Source organism: Actinomadura rugatobispora, from assembly GCF_042656285.1.
Taxonomy (GTDB): Bacteria; Actinomycetota; Actinomycetes; order Streptosporangiales; family Streptosporangiaceae; genus Spirillospora; species Spirillospora rugatobispora.
This window is the reverse complement of the sequence record NZ_JBHSON010000001.1, coordinates 280,372-297,670: the sequence shown is the minus strand read 5'-3', so window position 1 is coordinate 297,670 and position 17,299 is coordinate 280,372. Positions and strand designations below refer to the sequence as shown.

The following is a 17,299-nucleotide window of genomic DNA, read 5'->3' as shown; positions in this document are numbered from 1 at the left end:
CTGTTGACCGCTGCGGTGGAGCCGCTCCGGCACCCGACGGCCTACCTGTATCAGAACGGCCCGTGACGCACCACGGCCGGGCCCATAAAGCCTTGTTGCCGGCCCCGTGGCAACCGCAACGGCGACCGCGAAAACTGTCCGGCCCGTAGCGGAGCGCCAGCGGAGTGGAGGGACGGGCAGGCGGCGGGGAGCGGGTCCGTAGCGAGCCCCCAGGCGAGTGGAGGAGGCGCTTCGCGCCGTATCGGGGGGCGTGGGGGGTCGTCCCCCCACAATGAAACGCCCCTCCACGATTACGAGTGCTCTTGTTGCCGCATCCAGCGGATTTCGGCTTCGATGAACTCGTCGATGTCGCCGTCCAGCACGGAGGTGGGGTTGCCCGCTTCCACGCCGGTGCGCAGGTCCTTGACGATCTGGTAGGGGTGCAGCACGTAGTTGCGGATCTGGGTGCCCCAGCTGGTGGTGGTCTCGCCGCGGAGTGAGGAGATCTTCTCGGCCTCCTCCTGGCGCTTGCGCTCCAGGAGCTTGGCCTGGAGGACGCCCATCGCGGTGGCCTTGTTCTGGAGCTGGCTGCGCTCGTTCTGGCAGGAGACCACGATGCCGCTCGGGATGTGGGTGATGCGGACGGCCGAGTCGGTGGTGTTGACGCCCTGGCCGCCGGGGCCCGAGGAGCGGTAGACGTCGATCCGCAGGTCGTTCTCGTCGATGTCGATGTGGTCGCTCTGCTCGACGACCGGGACGACGTCCAGGCCGGCGAAGGAGGTCTGGCGGCGGCCCTGGTTGTCGAACGGGGAGATGCGGACGAGGCGGTGGGTGCCGTGCTCGCCGCGGAGGGTGCCGTAGGCGTAGGGGGTCCGCACCGTGAAGGTGGTGGACTTGATCCCGGCCTCTTCGGCGTAGGAGGTCTCGTAGACCTCGGTGGGGTAGCCGTGGCGTTCGGCCCAGCGCAGGTACATCCGCTGGAGCTGCTCGGCCCAGTCGGCGGCGTCGACGCCGCCGGCCTGGGCGTTGATGGTGACCAGCGCCGCGCGCTCGTCGTACTCGCCGGACATCAGCGTGCGGACCTCGAGCTGCTGGATCGCCTTGTGCAGCGCGGCCAGCTCGTCGTCGGCCTCCTTGCGGGTGTCCTCGTCGTCCATCTCGCCGGCCAGCTCGTAGAGCGTGGCCGCGTCGTCGAGGCGCTGGCGCAGGCCCTCGACCCGGTTCAGCTCGCTCTCCAGGTACGACAGCCGGCGTGTCACCGTCTGGGCGCGCTCCTGGTCGTTCCACAGGTCGGGGTCGGCGGACTGCTCGCGCAGCTCGGCGATGTCACGCCGCATGCCGTCGAGGTCCAGCACCTGCTCGATGCCGGACAGGGTCGAGCCGAGCTCCTTGAGCTGTTCTTCGGGTTCGATGCCTGCCACACCCCGAGCTTATCGCCGTCCCGGCAGTGCGCGAGCGACCGATACTCCGGTCCGCGCTCCGGTCCCCGCCCGTTGGATGGCACAATCACGGGATCGATCACTGCCGCGGGCGCGTTCTCCGGGCGTGGGATCGGTTCGTCAGGTGCCGGGGGAGAGGTCGGGTTCGGGCGTCATGAGGACTGCGCGGAGAACCTCGCTGCTGGTGGCGGCGCTGGCGGCGGTGCCGTTCGCGGCCGCCGGGTGCGCGGGTGAGAAGCCCGAGGCGCGGCCGACGACGGTGGTCACGGCCACGAAGGAGGAGCCGGAGCCGCTGACGCTGGAGGTGGCGCGCCGGGAGTTCCGGACGTTCGTCACCAACGAGGACGTGGCCCGCGCCGCCGGCGACGAGCGGCTGGCGCTGACGTGGGTGTCGGACGGCGAGTCGCCGCTCACCGCCAACGAGTACCGCAAGGCGGCCTTCGACGGCGATCCGGTGCGCCGCTACGTGTACGGGGCCCCGAAGCTGTACGTGCCGAAGCTGCGGCCCGAGGTGTACCCGCAGTGGTTCGTGGCGTCGGTGCCGCGGAGCGTGCGCGGCGAGGACAAGGGCACCCGCACCGCGATCATGGCGTTCGTCCTGCGGGCGCCGGGGGAGCGGTGGACGCTGAGCCTGGCGTCGACGCTGGCGCCCAAGGCGAAGGAGCCGAAGGTCGTCCTGGACGCGCAGGGGTACGCGACGGCGCTGACGACCTCGGACACCTCGGTGCTCATCCGGCCCCGGGAGGTGCCGGGCATCCACGCGACCGTGGGGGCGGAGGGGTCCGACAGCGTCGCGGCGAAGGTGATGAGGTCGGGGCCGGTCACCACCGGCTACTACGACGCGGCGCGCAAGGCCAAGCGGCGGGCGAAGACGAAGGATCTGACGCTGTCGGTCGTGATCACCGCGACCCCGTACCCGATCTTCCAGCTGCGCACCGAGGACGGCGGCGGGCTGGTGCTGTACTCGCTGTACCGCAACAGCGTGACGAGGGTCGCCGACGAGGAGGACGAGACGGCCAAGCCGCCGATCACGCCGGAGATCGCGCATCTGCTCGACGACGGGACGGTCGAGGGCAACGAGATCCATGTCTCGGAGACGCTGCAGTTCGCGGCGCTCGATCCGGCGCGTCCCGAGAAGGACGAGGGGGACGGCGAGGGCGAGGGCGGGGACGGCGCCGCGCCGCAGCCTCCCAAGGCCGATGTGATCGCCGACGCCGGCGGGGTGTACAAGGCCACCGCGCCTCCCATCCGGAAGCCGCCCAGCTGATTCGGCGCGGTGGCGGGTGCGGGGCTCAGTACAGGCGCTGCAGGACGAGCGCGACGAAGAACAGGGCTACCAGCCCGGCCAGGACCAGCGCGGGCGGGATGGACGGGCCGTGCTCGTGCATCTCGTCCCGGGCGTTCCGGCAGGTCGGGCAGCGGCCCTCGACCACCGGACCCGAGCACCGGGCGCAGATCAGATGTTCGCAGCTCATATGGCCGTCTCTCTCGATCGGGAAGTTCCTGTCACTGAGAACTTTAAGCGTGATTCCGCAGCAATCCGCATGACCGGGCTGTAAAGTCCTGGACCAGGCCGGGGCCCTGCCGGGTCGAGGCGGTGCACTCCCACCTCTACACTGCACGGGGCCGCACGGTTCGCCGGTCGCCGCGGGTTTCGGTTACCGCGGTCGGGGCCGGAGCGCTTAGAGTCGGCGGCCTGCGGTTCGGCGCCCCGGACTCGCAGCCCGCACCCGCCACTGGAGGTGACGTATCAGCCGGAAGGGCGGCTGTATGATGCCGCCTCAGGCAGGTTGACGGACATCGTCGACGGACTGGAGCAGGTACGGACGCCGGACCTTCGCGGGTCCGTCCCGTCGCGGGCAGCGGTCGCCGGGCGCGCAAGGATCCCGGCGGGCGAGGGCCTGCGAGCAGGGTCGGGGCGACCGGCCGGTGACGCTGTCCACGGCCGTGTCCGCGCCCCCGGGCCGTCCGTGACCGGTCCGCCGTCCGTCCGCGAGCCGCAGGGCCCGCGCACCGGACTCACCGACCGCTACAGGAAAACTACCGTCCGCACATCGGGACGACAAGAGATATAGACGCGATTCCTCCCGTACGTGACCGCGCGGGTCCTTCGCAAGAATGGTGCTGAACCACCGTGATGCAGCCATGATCCATTTCGACAACGTCACCAAGGCCTATCCGACCCAGAACCGGCCCGCCCTGCAGCATGTGAACGTCGCCATCGAGAAGGGCGAGTTCCTGTTCCTGGTCGGCCCGTCCGGTTCGGGGAAGTCGACCTTCCTCCGGCTGATCCTGAAGGAGGAGCGTCCTTCCCAGGGGCACGTCCACGTGGCGGGCAAGGACCTGAGCCGGCTGAGCAACTGGAAGGTGCCGCACCTGCGCCGCAGGATCGGCTGCGTGTTCCAGGACTTCCGGCTGCTGCCGAACAAGAACGTCTTCGAGAACGTCGCGTTCGCCCTGGAGGTGATCGGCAAGCCACGGCGCTTCATCGCCAAGGTGGTGCCCGAGGTCATCGACCTGGTCGGCCTGGAGGGCAAGCAGCACCGGATGCCCGACGAGCTGTCCGGCGGCGAGCAGCAGCGCGTGGCCATCGCGCGGGCGTTCGTCAACCGCCCGATGATCCTGCTGGCCGACGAGCCCACCGGGAACATCGACCCGGCGACCTCGATCGGCATCATGAAGGTGCTGGACCGGATCAACCGGACCGGGACGACCGTGGTCATGGCCACGCACGACGCCGCGATCGTCGACGCCTTCCGCAAGCGCGTCGTCGAACTGGAGGACGGGCGCGTCGTCCGCGACCAGTCCCGCGGCGTCTACGGCCAGGCCTACTAGCCAGGCGAAGCCCGGGGGTCCGTCCCCGGAAGGAACAACTGACCTGGGCGAAGCCGGGGTCTGGGGGTCCGCCCCCGGAAGGGACACCGACACCGGCCCGCGCGGGATGCGGGAACCGGCCGAAAGAGACCAAGCACGCATCTGAACCGAGGGTCCGCGACGGGCGTATGACATCCGGGCGCCGCCGCTCGACCGGGCGCATGGCGTAGCCTGCACCGGACCCACGCTCCCAGCGGGGCACAGGCGATCAAGGACAGCGAGGCATGCGCGTACAGTTCGTTCTCCAGGAGATCTGGATCGGTCTCCGCCGGAACCTGACGATGACGATCTCCCTCGTCATCACCGTCGCCATCGCCATGGCGCTCTTCGGCACCGGCCTCCTCATCAGGCAGCAGGTCAACTCCTCCAAGACCTACTGGTACGACAAGGTCGAGGTCTCGATCTTCCTGTGCGCCCAGACCAGTTCCAATCCCAACTGCCAGAAGGCCGACGCCACCGACCAGCAGAAGCAGGACCTGAAGGCGGAGCTGGACAAGCTGCCGCAGGTGGCCGCGATCGAGTACGAGAGCAAGCAGCAGGCCTACGCCCGGTTCAAGGACCGGTTCGCCAGCACCCCCGGCTTCGTGCAGAGCGCGAAGGAGGGTGACATTCCCGACTCCTACCGGATCAGGTTGAAGAACCCGGAGGAGTTCAAGGGGGTCGCGCAGGCCGCGCTGGGCCGTCCCGGGGTCGACCAGGTGATCAACGAGCAGGAGATCCTGAAGAAGTTCTTCCGTATCCTGAACGGGCTGCAGTTCGCGTCGCTGTTCATCGCGCTGGTCCAGGTGATCGCCTCGGTGCTGCTGGTGGGCAACACGGTCCGGCTGTCGGCGTTCAACCGGCGCCGGGAGACCGGGATCATGCGGCTGGTCGGGGCGTCCAACACCTATATCCAGATGCCGTTCATCCTGGAGGGCGCGATCGCCGGGCTGATCGGCGGGATGTTCTCCTCGGTCCTGCTGGTGGCCAGCAAGATGCTGCTGATCGACCGGCTGGCCGGCAATATCGGCTTCGCCAGCCAGCTGGGCTGGGGGACGGTGATCGCGGTCATCGTGGTCTCGATCTGCTTCGGCGTGCTGCTGTGCGCGGTCGCCTCGTTCCTGACGTTGCGCCGTTATCTACGCATCTAGACTGACCGCATGTTCCGGTCGAGCGGCCGAATGCCGCGCGGGGCGGCCGTAGCCGTCGTCGTCATCTGCGCGTACACCGCCGGTGCGGTCCCCGGCGGCCCGCAGGGGCGGCCGGCCTCCGGTACGGCCCGTGCCTCGCTCCTCGACGAGACGGCGTGGCGGGTCGGTGACCGGGTGCCGGTGCCGTCCAGGGGCGACGGCGCCGTGGACGGGCCGGCGGTCGAGGACGTGCTGCACCGCCTGGGCGACCGGTGGGCGCGCTACTACTCGCCCAGCGAGTACGACGAGTTCCAGGGGCGGCTCGAAGGCCGCTACAGCGGTGTCGGCCTGTGGCTCGGCACCGGCGACGCCACGGCGGTCCCCGGCGAGGACGGCGGCGCGGTCCCGGTCCCGGCGGGGCGGGTGCTGGTGGCCGGGGTACGGCCCGGTTCCGTCGCCGAGCGCGCCGGGGTGCGCGGCGGCGACTCGATCGTCGCCGTCGACGGCCGGCCCGCCGGGGCCTGGGACGTCTCCCAGGTCTCCACGGCCCTGCGCGGCCGTCCCGGCACCCGGGTGCGGCTCACCGTCGGGCGGAACGGCCGCGAGCTCGGCTTCTCCCTGGTCCGCACGGCCGTGCGCGCCCACGACGTCACCGTGACCGAGGCCGGCGGACGCACCCGCCTGATCCGGGTCGAGGAGTTCACCCGCGGCGTGGGCCGGGAGGTCCGCGACGCGGTCACCGGCGGGCCCGGCGGACGCGGCGCCGCGGGCATCCTGCTCGACCTGCGCGGCAATCCCGGCGGCCTGCTGGAGGAGGCGGTGGAGACCGCCTCGGCGTTCCTCACCGACGGGCTGGTGGTGACCTACGAGCGCCCCGGCCTGCCCGCCGAGAAGCTCGCCGTGACCCGTCCCGGCGACCCGGCCGGCCCGGTGGTGGTGCTGGTCGACGGCGGGACGGCCAGCGCGGCGGAGGTGGTGGCCGGTTCCCTGCGTGATCGCGACCGCGCGGTGATCGTAGGATCGCGTACATATGGGAAGGGCTCGGTGCAGGAACCGGTGGAGCTGCCCGACGGCTCGGCGATCGAGCTGACCGTGGGTCGCTACCGCACGCCCGGCGGCCGTAACCTCGACGGGGTGGGCATCGAGCCCGACGTGCCGGTCCCCGCCGACCGCCCCCCCAGAGCGGCCGAGCAGCGCGGCCAGGAGGTGCTGCGCGGCCTGCTCGCGACGCTGCCGGACAGGAACCGAGGCTGAACGAGGCTGATGACCAGTGCCACGTGAGACAGGGCGGAAACTCATCGCCCAGAACAAGCGGGCCCGCTACGACTACCACATCGACGACACGTGGGAGGCGGGCATGGTGCTGATGGGCACGGAGGTGAAGGCGCTGCGCGCCGGCCGCGCCTCGCTCGCCGACGGTTACGCCCACGTCAGGGACGGCGAGGTGTGGCTGGAGAACGTCCACATCCCCGAGTACACCCAGGGCACCTGGACCAACCACGCCCCCCGCCGGCGCCGCAAGCTCCTCCTGCACAAGAAGGAGATCCAGAGGATCATCGCGAAGTCGTCCGAGCCGGGCTTCACGCTGATCCCGCTGGCGCTGTACTTCAAGGACGGCAAGGCCAAGATCGAGATCGGGCTCGGCCGCGGCAAGAAGTCCTACGACAAGCGCCAGGCCCTCGCCAAGCGCGAGGCCGACCGGGAGATGCAGCGCGCCCAGGCGGCCCGGTTCAGGGCGGGACGGTGAAGGTGCCGATGAGCTTCAGGTCCGACCGGCGGGGCCGCCTGGATCCCGCGCGTTCCCGGGTGCGCCGGGTGATCTCGGCGGCGGGCTGCGCCGTCCTCGTCGGCTCCGGGGCCGGCGCCTGCTTCGCCGAGCCGTCCGCGCTGCCGACCATGCGCGACTTCCTGATCGCCTGGCAGGTCGGCAACCACGAGGCCGCCGCCCGCAAGACCACCGGCGCCGACCGTGCCACCGTCGCCGCCGCGCTCGACCAGGTGCGCGGCCAGCTGGACGCGGCGTCGCTGAAGCTGGCGCTGGGCGCGCCCGTCCAGGCCGGGCAGGAGCGCGACGAACGCGACAAGGCCATCGAGAAGACCGGCGAAGCGGCCACCGCCCGCTTCTCGGTGAAGGTCGACCTGGGCGAGAACGGCGAGCCCTGGACCTACACCGGCCTCATGCACCTCAAGCGCATCAAGGGGCAGTGGAAGGTCCAGTGGGACCCGTCCATCATCAACCCCAACCTCAAGGCCGGGCAGCGCCTGGCCGTGGTGACCGAGGTGCCGCCCCGCGCCCCCATCCAGGACTCGGCGGCCCGCCCCCTGATCCGCAAGGTCAACGCCGACATCGTCGGGGTCTACCCGGGGCAGCTGCGCGACCCGAAGCGGACCGTCGACCAGATCACCCGGGCCGCCCGGGCCGACGGCGGCCAGCAACTGGACTCCGAGCGCCTCCTGGGCCGGGTCAGGTCCGCGCCGCCGAACGCGTTCCTGCCCCTGCTGACGCTGCAGCGTCCCGAGAGCAACGCGCTGATCCTGCGGCTGCGGCAGGTCCAGGGGCTGCGGTTCCAGCCCGTGCAGACGCCGATGGCCCCCGAACTGGCCCCCGAGCTGGTCGGCGGGCTCGGCCCCGCCACCGCCGACCGCCTCCAGCAGGTCGGCGCCCCGTACCAGCCCGGCGACACCATCGGTGTCAGCGGGCTGCAGCTGCTGCTGCAGCGCCGTCTCGCCGGGATCCCGACGGTACGGGTGGTGGCGCAGAACCCCGACGGCTCGGGACGGCAGGAGCTGCGCTCGTGGCCCGGCCAGAACCCGGCACCGGTCCGCACCACCCTCGACCGCAGGCTCCAGCCGCGCGCCGATCTGGCCCTGAGCGGCCTCAGGACGCCCGCGTCGATGGTCGTCGTCCGTCCCAGCACCGGCGAGGTCCTGGCGGTCGCCAACCACCTCACCGGCGGCCGCAACCTGGCCATGGAGGGCCGCTACCCGCCCGGGATGGCCTTCAGCGTCGTCTCGGCCGAGGCGCTGCTGAACGCGGGCCTGTCGCAGACCACCAAGGCCGACTGCCCCGCCACCACCACCGTGGGCGGCCGCACGTTCAGCAACCCCGGCGGCGGCGCCCGCAAGCAGGACACCCTCCAGATGCAGTTCGCCAACTCGTGCGCGACCACGCTGGCCGCCCTCAGCGGCCGGCTGAACGGCGACGCCCTGCTCGCCGAGGCCGGAAAGCTCGGGATCGGCAAGGACTGGGGCCTGTCGGCGCCCCACTTCTCCGGCTCCGTGCAGGCGCCGGCCAACGACGCCGAGAAGGCCGCCATCATGCTGGGCCAGGGCAAGGTCGAGGTGAGCCCCCTGGCGATGGCGCTGGTCGCCGGAGTGGTCGAGTCCGGCACGTGGCGCCCGCCCTACCTCCTGAACGACCCCCGCGACCCCCAGCAGGTGGCCGCGCAGCCGCTGAGCCCGGTGGCGACCTCCGACCTGAAGCTGCTGATGCGGCGCTCGGTCTTCGCCGGGGCGGCCAGGGACGCCGAGGTCGGCACCGGCGCCGTGGTGCGGGGCGTGGCCGCCACCGCCGACCAGAACGGCAAGCCGATCTCCTGGTTCGTGGGCTCCCGCGGCGACATGTCGTTCGCCATCGCCGTGGAGGGCAAGGTCAACGCCGCCAAGTTGGTACCCATCTTCCTCACCGGCGCCCCCGCCCGCTGACGGGCTTTGTGGTCTCTTTACGGCCGGGCCGCAACCCCGGTTGGGGTCCTGGGCGTCTTTACGGGTGACTGGGATTCCGCTTGGGGGGTTGCGGACTCAGTCGCCGTGATGAGACCAGAGCCTCGTCTCGGGGGAGGCTCTGCCGTCCGGACCGGCCCTGACCCTGCCGGTCGGCCCCGGTGAGCGAGCGACCCAGCTCGCCGCTCACCGGGGCATCACCGTGCCCGGGCGGGAATCCCGTTGGCATCCGAAGCGTTGTCCCTGTAGCGTCTCCTGCGGATGCTCCGGCATCCGCGTTGACAACTGAACATGGGGGTGACCGGCTTCGACTTCGGTAGGTCGAGCCAGGGGAAGCGGGTCGAGGGTTGCTGTCGTGACCTCGTAAATCCTGTGACAGCAAACCAATAACTGCCAACAAGAAGCAGTCTGAGTTCGCTCTCGCCGCCTGAGGCGAGTAGCGACTCTGTCAGCCCGGGTATGTCTCCGGCCCGGGGCCTGGCATCATCAGGGGACTTCACCTGCCCACCCGGTCGCGGGGTGAGCAGGAACATCTAACAGCGACTGAGCCCGCCGGCGACAGGCCTGCATGAGCGCCGGGGCTGAGAAAGCGATCCGCAGGCTGCACCCGGAGAAGCCCTGACTCATCACCGAAGGACGCGGGTTCGATTCCCGCCACCTCCACTCTGGACGACGCGGGGAGCAGGCCCTTCGGGCCTGCTCCCCGCGTCGTTTCGTTTGTGCCCATCGGGGCGCGACCCCCGAACCCCCCGCCCGTGAGGGCTTCGCCCCCACGGGCGGTGGATGCGGCCCGACCGGAACACCGGTCGGGCCGTTTTGGTCACCGTATCCCCGGATCTCAAAGCATTCAGCATGGCGTCTCGCACATCGCGGGCATCGCAGATCACGGCCGACATCCTCAAGTCGATCGCCGGCCCCGGGACGCACGTCGCGCTCTGGAAGCCCCGCCGACTTCGCCATGCGGATCGCCACGGTCCGAGCCGGTGACCTGCACGTCGAGGTCCTCGTCGGCCGGTCCCGGTCCCTACCGGGACTTCCTTGACGAGCACGGCCCTGGTCTGCACCACCTGCAGGTCCGGGGTGACGACCCGGCCGAGGCCGGCGGGCTGCTCGAGGCCGCCGGAGCGACCGTCCACATGTCCGGCCGCGTGGGCATCGACGGGAGCAGCGGGCTCGACTACGCGCTGTACGGAGGCGCGGCGCTCCGGCCACCTGGTGGAGGTGACCGTCGGCGACTGCGGGCGGCTCATGTCCGTTCTTCCTTACGAGATCGTGACCGGCGACTGAAGCCCGTGCCGCGGCGGTCCACCGGCAGCCGTCCATGCATGTGAGAGGCACGCCATGTCAGAGAAGAAGCGTTCGGTCATCGTCACGGGTGGCGCCCCGGCACCGGGTTGGCGAGCGCGCGGATGCTGGGCACGGACGGCTGGCGCACGCGGCCGATGAGCTGCGAGGCGCGGGGGCGGACGTCCCCTCCGCCCTCGCCGGCGACATCAAGGATCGCGGGCCGTCGCCGCCGCCGACCGGCTCGAACTCCGCGGCCTCGTCAACTGCGCGGCAGCGACCTTCCTCCGGCGGCGATGGACCTCGGTTCGGCGATCATCAGGGTCAACTGCGTGTGCCCCGGCATCATCGAACGCCGATCCGGACACGATCATCAAGGCGGTGGAGCGGCGCCAGCCCTGACGCCGGTGCGGGCATGACCGGAAGCACTGTCGTGGTGGACAAGGGGCTGAGCGCGTCCTGGCGTTACAGTCCGCTGGTCTCCTGAACGCCTGGCCGTCCTGGTTCCCCCCGATACCCAGTCTTCGCTACGCGGACTGCGACTGCGCTCGGGCTGGGCGAGCGGGCGACACGCCCCGGCTCGCCGTTGATCATTCCTCGCGACGAGCCGTCAGGATCAACGGCGAGGCGCTCGTGACCGTGCCGCGCCGCCGAGTCCGTGCAGCTGTCCCTCGAACGCGTGGTGAAGTTCGCGCCGCACAGGACAACCGCGGCCGGCGCGTCGCTTGTCGGGTTCGGCCGCCTTGAGCGGCTCCGCAGCCCGCGCCGGGCGATGACACCTGCCTGGCGCTCTTCAACGCGTGCCGGGACGCCGTCCGCGGAGGATGCGGAGCCGGAGCCCGGCTGGCCGGACAGGCCGTTGACACGGTGCTGACGCCGCGGGAGCGGAAGTCGCGGAGGGGAACTCGGCAACAAGGAAAACGCAGAGCGGCTGGTGGTCGCCCAGCGTACCGCCGAGGGGCATGCCGAGTGCATATTCAAGTCACGCACGCGGATCGCCGTGTGGATCTTCGAGCATGGCTCTGGTCGATCTCGCGCGTTCTCGACTGCACATTCCAGATCCGCTGTGATCCACGGGAGTCAATGAGCGAATGGTGCCACCACCCACTGGCAACCGAATGGCGGGATCATGAGACGTCGTCTGCCCTGTCGTCCGGAAGTGGCTATTCAGTCCACAAATTTCTGATATGGGGCTACGCTGCACCCTACCGACGCCTCAACGGAGAGGACGAAGCCGATGCCGAAAAGGATCACGACCTACCTGATGACCGAAGCGGATTATCGCGAACTCGAAACCGTGATCCACGGCACCGAGAACGCCGGGATCTGCGTGGCGATCGCACTCGACTGGCTGACGCTCGTGTACACCACTGACACCGCCCCCGCGGCCTTCGCGGGGCAAAACCTGCGGCAATTGGCCGCCCAGCAGCTGGAGTACCGGAGGATCGCCGAGGAACGGAACGGCGACGCCGGCCTCATCGAGTACGCCGCATCGCGCGGATTCACGGTCGAGCGGAAGCAGACCCGCAAGATCGCCGATGACGGAGAGTTTGATCCGTTCGACGCCCTGGACGACAACACCGGCTATCTCCTCTGCTTCACCGAGTCCTCGATCGGGCGGCGACTCGGCCATACCGCCGCCCTCTTCAAGGAAGGTGAGAAGATCTACATCCGGGATCAGAACATCGGTCAGATGGAGGTCGACGGCGAGGGCCGGCTTCACGAGAAATACCAGGACGTGATGATGGCGCAATGGAAAGAGGTGAACAAGCAGCGGGCCCTGGCCAAAAAGGATGAGAACGCCAAAGTGACCTCGCCCGAATACCGCTACCTGACGGTGTATTCCGCGCGCCGAGGCTGAGCGGCCGGGCCTCGGGGCTCCTTCCCGAGCCATACCGTTGGTCGGGGCGTGGAGCGACCCAACGACCGGTGTTCTGTCGGCGGGTCGGCGTGGTGGCCCGGCTGCGATAAATGCGGTCAATCGAATGGAACCCGAAGCTGCGCTTCCAGGTGGGCGCGACCTGCTCCTTGGCGGAGTGCGTGATCACGATGGTCGCGTCCAGATCCACTGGGATCAAGGCACCGCCTGCTCCCAGATCGTGCACCGCCCTTGGTGCTTTGACCTGCGGTGAAAGCGGAAGGCCAGGGATCGGGTGGTGCATCCGCAAAGGTACTGGGACTGCGGTAGTCCATAGAAAGCTGCTACTGAGGCGGTCGCCCGCCTTGCGGGGGACGCCCCACGGGCGGTGGGTGCGGCCTGACCCACCGGTCGGGCCGTTTGGTCACCGGATCCCCGGATCTCAAAGCATTCCCGTGCGGGCGGCCGTCTGCGATCCGCGGTGATGAGGCGGTTTCTTGGTGACCGGTACGTTTGGCCAGTGACAAACGATCGCCTGGCCGAACAGCCATGGAGGTGGAACGTGGGGGTTGCGCCGCGTTGGCTGCTCGTCGGGCACACCGGTACGCCGCAGTACCCCGATGAGGAAGCCGTGGCGGTGTGCGCCGACATCGACGGGCTGTTCGTCGATCTGCCGCCTCGTCCGCGGGAACGCTTCACCCTCCTGGGGTGTGTGCCGGACGGGGTGCTCACCGCGGCACTCGATCGGCCGACCCAGAATCCCGATCCCGAGGGTGCGTGGGCAGGCGACCTATGGGTGTCGGCCAAGCCCGACGATCCGGCGGTGCGGCGCGGCTGGTTGGGCGAACGACTGCTCGACGTGATCGTCCTGGGCCACCGGCCGTCACGGGACTGGCCGGGGCGTGTCGACCTCGAGCTGGAGGGCTTGGCCGATGTCGACGACCGTACGGACGGCATCGCTCGTCCGGACGACGTCACCGGATTCGCGCTGACCGATCCCGACGGTGCGCCATGCGGGACCTGCGCCGACGTCACCGGCCTCTTCCGGGAGCCGGCCGAGCCCCCGGTACCGCAGGTCATCCTGATCGGCTGCCGGCCCGAGCCGCCGCTGCTGGACGCGATCGCCGCACTACCGCGGTCCACGAAGGCCGCTCAGCGCCGCCGCCGGGTGTCCGCGCAGGTGGGAGCCGTTGCCGCCGACGGCTCGGTGACACCCCTGATCGACTGCGGTGTGTCCGGGACGATCGTGGCGTGCGTGCCGTCCACACACGGCGCCGGCCTCCTGGACGTGACCATCGCCGGCAACGCAGAACCACGTCCGGCCGGCACACGCGGCATTCTGGACCTGTGGTTCACCGGCCGACCCACGCGGCGCAACCTGTGGGGCGACTACGACCGGACGCTGCGGCACGAGTGGGCCGGCGTGGCGCTGGCCCATCATCGCTCCGACGTCCCCGATCGTCCGGCAGGGACCGCGTTCGACCTCGACGGCCGTTTCGTCACCGACGTCGAGGGCTTCTACTGCGCCATCGGTGAGGCCATCAACGGTCCGGGTGGCTACTTCGGCTGGAACCTGGACGCCTTCGATGACTGTCTGAGCGGGAAGTGGGGAGTCCGCGCGCCGTTCCGCCTGGTCTGGCACGACTCGGCAGTAGCCCGCGAACGCCTGGTGGCAGGCTACGACCGTCATCGACACGGCCCTGCGGTCACCCTGGAGTATCTCCTGCGCATGTTCACAGAACACGGCGTTGAGGTCGAACTGCCCGGACGAGTCCGTCCAGATCGGTGACGACCATCTCGAAGCCGGAGGTTGCGGGCGTGCCGGTCAGCCGGACGCATATATCTCTGACCAGGTCGTATGTGTTCGAGCAGGACGTGATTACCTTTACGAGTCGCCCCCAATGTTTTCCGGGGGGTGCGCCGCCACGATCGTGCGGCCTGGTCGGGATCTCGGGCTGGGTGTTCTGCTTCAGCCGAGCGGTTTGTCGCAGTAGCCGTCGGGCGGGCTGCCCCACGCTATCCACAGGACGACCAGCGCGATCAGCATGATGATTCCCGCCACGGTGATGAGCGTGGGCACGGTGTTCTCAAACCGTCGCAGCCTCGTCGACCGGCTGAGTAGGGCGTGGGCGGCGACGGCCAGCGCGCCGCATAGTGCGGCCAGTGGCGGCATGACCAGGAACCCGACGATGCCCAGGAAGTTCATGACGAAGGCCCCGCCCGGTCCAGGGCCGCTTTCGCAGATTCTCCACGAGCCCCCGATCGCCAGGTAGGAGACGATCGCGGCGCCTATCCCGGCGAGCAGGAAGAACGCTACGACCCGTCCTCCCCATTTGCGTTTCCGGTGCACCGGCCACGTCGGGGCGCCGCGATTCGTGGTCATGTCGACAGCTTCTCGGAGAAGCGTGCGATCGCCTACGGGGATCGCACGTTCTCCACGGTATCCGCACGAAGTGTCCCGCGAATGTCCTCGGGAGCTACCTGCGTGCGATGGGCATGTACGTCGGGGTGGGGTCCGTGGTCAGGAACGCCTGGACGATGGCGCGCACCGTTTCGGGGTGCTCCATCAGCAGCAGGTGACTGGCGTTCGGCAGCACGGCCAGTTCGGCGGTGGGCAGTGCCCGGTAGAGCGCCACGGTGTGGTCGAGGGTGACCAGGTCGTCGTCCCCGGCCAGCACCAGGGCACGGGCCGTCACCGCGCGCAGGTCGGCCGGGCCCGGCCCGGTCGCGGCCGCATCCGCGATCTTGCGGACGACGATCGGGAAGTGGTCGCGGCCGTCGGGCGACACCTCGGCGTAGGCGTCGACGATCTCGGCGGGCATCGGGCCCTCCGCCGACGGTTTGAAGATCAGCCCGTCCAGGTCGTAGGCCGTGCTGATCAGGACGAGGCGCTCGACCAGGTCGGGGCGGAGCATCGCCGTCCACAGCGCGACCGTGCCGCCGGCGCTGTAGCCCACCAGCCGGGCCGGACCGCCGACCACGCGTTCGAGGAAGGCGATCGTGTCCCGCGCCATGAGCTCGATGGTGATCGGGCCGGGGGCGTCGGGTGTACGGCCGTGGCCGCGCCGGTCGGGCAGGTAGAGCCGGAACGTGTCGGCGAGTCCGTCGAGGTTGCCGGTGAAGCAGCGGCCGTCGGTCATCCCGCCGTGCAGCAGCACCACCGGGTCGCCCGCGCCGCGCTCGTCATGCCACATGTCAACGATGTCGGTCATGCACTACATACGGGACGGCGTCCCCGGATTCATCGGCAGCCCGAACAACGCGAACAGGGACGGGTCGAGGTAGGTCGTGGTGCTTGCGATCAATCCGTCGCGGACGTCCAGGACGACCAGGCCGAACGCCTTCCCGTCGCGGTACTGCGCGAAGGCCGCCGAGCCGTTGGCCGCGGTGCGGACCAGCCGGTCGCCGGCGCACGCGCCGCCCGCGCCCAGCAGGGCCGCCCGGATCGCCTCCCTGCCGCTGAGCCACCAGGCGAACGGCGGCATCGACATGGTGGCGTCCTCGTGGAGCAGCGACACCAGGCCGTCGACGTCGTAGGCGGTGAACGCCTTGACGTACCGCTCGAGCAGGTCCTCGTCGATCTCGTTGGACGGGCGCCGCGCGGACATGGCGGCACGCGCGCGCTGCAGGGCGCTGTTGACTGCGGCCGGGCTGGTGTCGAGCAGCGCGGCCGTCTCCTCCGCCGTCCAGCAGAGCACCTCGCGCAGGATGAGGACGGCCCGCTGGCGCGGCGGCAGTGCCTGGAGGGCGGCGACGAACGCCAGCCTGATCGTCTCGCGCTCGGCGGCGAGCTCGGCCGGGTCGGGCAGCGCGAGCCGGTCGGGGATCGGCTGGACGAACGCGGCGGCGTCCAGCGGCGCACCGAGCGGACCCCCGGACGGGCCGAGATCCATCGCGAGCGCGCGGCGCTGCACGCTGCGGGTCATGTCAAGGCAGACGTTGGTGGCGATCCTGTACAGCCAGGTGCGCAGCCGCGCCTTGCGTTCGTCGAACCGGTCGGCGTTCTTCCAGGCGCGGACGAAGGTCTCCTGAACGGCGTCCTCGGCCTCTGCGGCACAGGCGAGCATCCGGTAGCAGTGGGCGGTCAACTCCACCCGGTGCGCTTCCAGCCGCTCCTCGAACACCACCCGGCCACACTAATCGCCACAGGGTGGGCGCCGGTGCTCCCGGCACTGCGGTGGCTCCCCCCGGAGCCGGCGATGCGTTTCGGGATCTCCTGTTCCCGCCGCGCGAGAGACCGGAATGCCGTCCCGAACGCCCTCGTCCGTGTGGTCTGGCAGGGTGGTGGGGACGGGTCGGACCTATCGCCGTGCGCCGGAGATCTTGGGTCGTGGAAGTTTCGGTGGAGATGTGGGAGCGGCTGCATGCCGCGGGCAGCGAACGGCGGTTCGAGGCGGAGAAGGTCGTGCTCCGGCAGGGGGATCCGCCCACGCACGTCCTGCTGCTGGTCTCGGGACGGGTGAAGGTGTCGCTCTCTTTGCCCGGCGGTGAGGTGCTCCTGCTGGCTCTCCGGGGCGTGGGGGAACTGATCGGGGAGATCGCCGTGCTGGGCGGGGACGAGCGCTCGGCGACCGTGGTCACGATCGAGCCGTGCGTCATGCGGATGCTGCCGGCCGACCGGTTCCGGGCTTTGGTGCGTTCGTCGGGCCTGGAGACCGAACTGCTGCAGCGGGCGATGCGGCGTATCCGCGAGGGCGAGGCGTGGCGGGCCGAGACGGCGGCGCTGCCCGCGGGGCCGCGGGTCGTACGGGCGCTGGTACGTCTGGCGGTCCCCGGGCGGGGCGGGCCGGTGGACGTGGGCCTCGGCCAGAGCGAGATCGGCCAGGCCGTGGGCCTGTCCCGCAGCGTGGTGGCCGCTGAGCTGGGCAAGCTGCGTGACCAGGGGATAGTCCGGACCGCCCGGCGCAGGATCGTCATCACCGACCCGGAGCGGCTGCGGGCGCTGGCCGAATCGGGTCGCTGGAATGTCTGATATCCGACACTCGTGTCAACGGAGAGTCGGCATGGTGGTGGAGAACCCGCCGCCTCCCTGG

General features: G+C 70.2%; 14 protein-coding genes and 1 other RNA gene. 10 read left to right on the top strand and 5 right to left on the bottom strand.

Annotated elements, in window-relative coordinates; all coding sequences use genetic code 11:
* Positions 1 to 290: 290 nt before the first annotated feature.
* Positions 291 to 1,400, bottom strand: coding sequence for a peptide chain release factor 2 (prfB, locus tag ACFPZN_RS01260; protein WP_378279198.1), 1,110 nt, complete (start codon positions 1,398 to 1,400; stop codon positions 291 to 293).
* A gap of 172 nt (positions 1,401 to 1,572) precedes the next feature.
* Here prfB and ACFPZN_RS01255 point away from each other — a divergent pair, with 172 nt between their 5' ends.
* A complete protein-coding gene (locus ACFPZN_RS01255) occupies positions 1,573 to 2,685 on the top strand; it encodes a DUF8094 domain-containing protein (protein ID WP_378279197.1) in 1,113 nt (370 codons plus the stop codon).
* 25 nt (positions 2,686 to 2,710) lie between these two features.
* Here the strand turns inward: ACFPZN_RS01255 and ACFPZN_RS01250 are convergent, their stop codons facing one another.
* On the bottom strand, positions 2,711 to 2,893 hold the full coding sequence (locus tag ACFPZN_RS01250; protein WP_378279195.1) for a hypothetical protein: 183 nt from the start codon (positions 2,891 to 2,893) through the stop codon (positions 2,711 to 2,713).
* A 670-nt stretch (positions 2,894 to 3,563) separates the two neighbouring features.
* On the opposite strand from ACFPZN_RS01250, the gene ftsE reads away from it, so the two are divergent.
* From ftsE to ACFPZN_RS01210, 8 genes are all read left to right on the top strand, one after another.
* Positions 3,564 to 4,253 carry a cell division ATP-binding protein FtsE gene (ftsE, locus tag ACFPZN_RS01245; RefSeq protein ID WP_378279193.1) on the top strand — a complete coding sequence of 230 codons (690 nt, stop codon included), beginning with the start codon at positions 3,564 to 3,566 and terminating at the stop codon, positions 4,251 to 4,253.
* A 263-nt stretch (positions 4,254 to 4,516) separates the two neighbouring features.
* Entirely contained in the window at positions 4,517 to 5,422 is a 906-nt protein-coding gene (ftsX, locus tag ACFPZN_RS01240) for a permease-like cell division protein FtsX (protein WP_378279191.1), read from the top strand.
* Positions 5,423 to 5,431: 9 nt separating this feature from the next.
* Positions 5,432 to 6,655 carry a S41 family peptidase gene (locus ACFPZN_RS01235; RefSeq protein ID WP_378279189.1) on the top strand — a complete coding sequence of 408 codons (1,224 nt, stop codon included), beginning with the start codon at positions 5,432 to 5,434 and terminating at the stop codon, positions 6,653 to 6,655.
* Between the two features lie 16 nt (positions 6,656 to 6,671).
* Positions 6,672 to 7,148, top strand: coding sequence for an SsrA-binding protein SmpB (smpB, locus tag ACFPZN_RS01230; RefSeq protein WP_378279187.1), 477 nt, complete (start codon positions 6,672 to 6,674; stop codon positions 7,146 to 7,148).
* An 8-nt stretch (positions 7,149 to 7,156) separates the two neighbouring features.
* Complete coding sequence (locus ACFPZN_RS01225) at positions 7,157 to 9,106, top strand: penicillin-binding transpeptidase domain-containing protein (protein ID WP_378279185.1); 1,950 nt, start codon at positions 7,157 to 7,159, stop codon at positions 9,104 to 9,106.
* A gap of 311 nt (positions 9,107 to 9,417) precedes the next feature.
* Positions 9,418 to 9,790: a transfer-messenger RNA gene (gene ssrA / locus ACFPZN_RS01220) on the top strand.
* A 1,855-nt stretch (positions 9,791 to 11,645) separates the two neighbouring features.
* A complete protein-coding gene (locus tag ACFPZN_RS01215) occupies positions 11,646 to 12,269 on the top strand; it encodes a hypothetical protein (protein WP_378279183.1) in 624 nt (207 codons plus the stop codon).
* Positions 12,270 to 12,750: 481 nt separating this feature from the next.
* A complete protein-coding gene (locus tag ACFPZN_RS01210) occupies positions 12,751 to 14,055 on the top strand; it encodes a barstar family protein (RefSeq protein ID WP_378279181.1) in 1,305 nt (434 codons plus the stop codon).
* A 180-nt stretch (positions 14,056 to 14,235) separates the two neighbouring features.
* On the opposite strand, the gene ACFPZN_RS01205 is transcribed toward ACFPZN_RS01210, so the two are convergent.
* The 3 genes from ACFPZN_RS01205 to ACFPZN_RS01195 all read right to left on the bottom strand — a co-directional run bounded on the left by ACFPZN_RS01205 (position 14,236) and on the right by ACFPZN_RS01195 (position 16,393).
* Complete coding sequence (locus ACFPZN_RS01205) at positions 14,236 to 14,649, bottom strand: hypothetical protein (protein WP_378279180.1); 414 nt, start codon at positions 14,647 to 14,649, stop codon at positions 14,236 to 14,238.
* A 94-nt stretch (positions 14,650 to 14,743) separates the two neighbouring features.
* Entirely contained in the window at positions 14,744 to 15,478 is a 735-nt protein-coding gene (locus tag ACFPZN_RS01200; RefSeq protein WP_378279177.1) for an alpha/beta fold hydrolase, read from the bottom strand.
* A gap of 3 nt (positions 15,479 to 15,481) precedes the next feature.
* Positions 15,482 to 16,393 carry an RNA polymerase subunit sigma-70 gene (locus ACFPZN_RS01195; protein WP_378279175.1) on the bottom strand — a complete coding sequence of 304 codons (912 nt, stop codon included), beginning with the start codon at positions 16,391 to 16,393 and terminating at the stop codon, positions 15,482 to 15,484.
* Positions 16,394 to 16,596: 203 nt separating this feature from the next.
* Here ACFPZN_RS01195 and ACFPZN_RS01190 point away from each other — a divergent pair, with 203 nt between their 5' ends.
* Positions 16,597 to 17,238 (top strand): Crp/Fnr family transcriptional regulator, encoded by a 642-nt coding sequence (locus ACFPZN_RS01190; RefSeq protein ID WP_378279174.1) that lies wholly within the window; start codon positions 16,597 to 16,599, stop codon positions 17,236 to 17,238.
* Positions 17,239 to 17,299 lie beyond the last annotated feature (61 nt).

Coding starts and splice junctions, on each gene's coding strand:
- ACFPZN_RS01255 (WP_378279197.1), top strand. CDS start 1,573: ATGAGGACTGCGCGGAGAACCTCGCTGCTGGTGGCGGCGCTGGCGGCG.
- ACFPZN_RS01250 (WP_378279195.1), bottom strand. CDS start 2,893: ATGAGCTGCGAACATCTGATCTGCGCCCGGTGCTCGGGTCCGGTGGTC.
- ftsE (WP_378279193.1), top strand. CDS start 3,564: ATGATCCATTTCGACAACGTCACCAAGGCCTATCCGACCCAGAACCGG.
- ftsX (WP_378279191.1), top strand. CDS start 4,517: ATGCGCGTACAGTTCGTTCTCCAGGAGATCTGGATCGGTCTCCGCCGG.
- ACFPZN_RS01235 (WP_378279189.1), top strand. CDS start 5,432: ATGTTCCGGTCGAGCGGCCGAATGCCGCGCGGGGCGGCCGTAGCCGTC.
- ACFPZN_RS01225 (WP_378279185.1), top strand. CDS start 7,157: ATGAGCTTCAGGTCCGACCGGCGGGGCCGCCTGGATCCCGCGCGTTCC.
- ACFPZN_RS01215 (WP_378279183.1), top strand. CDS start 11,646: ATGCCGAAAAGGATCACGACCTACCTGATGACCGAAGCGGATTATCGC.
- ACFPZN_RS01210 (WP_378279181.1), top strand. CDS start 12,751: ATGAGGCGGTTTCTTGGTGACCGGTACGTTTGGCCAGTGACAAACGAT.
- ACFPZN_RS01205 (WP_378279180.1), bottom strand. CDS start 14,649: ATGACCACGAATCGCGGCGCCCCGACGTGGCCGGTGCACCGGAAACGC.
- ACFPZN_RS01200 (WP_378279177.1), bottom strand. CDS start 15,478: ATGACCGACATCGTTGACATGTGGCATGACGAGCGCGGCGCGGGCGAC.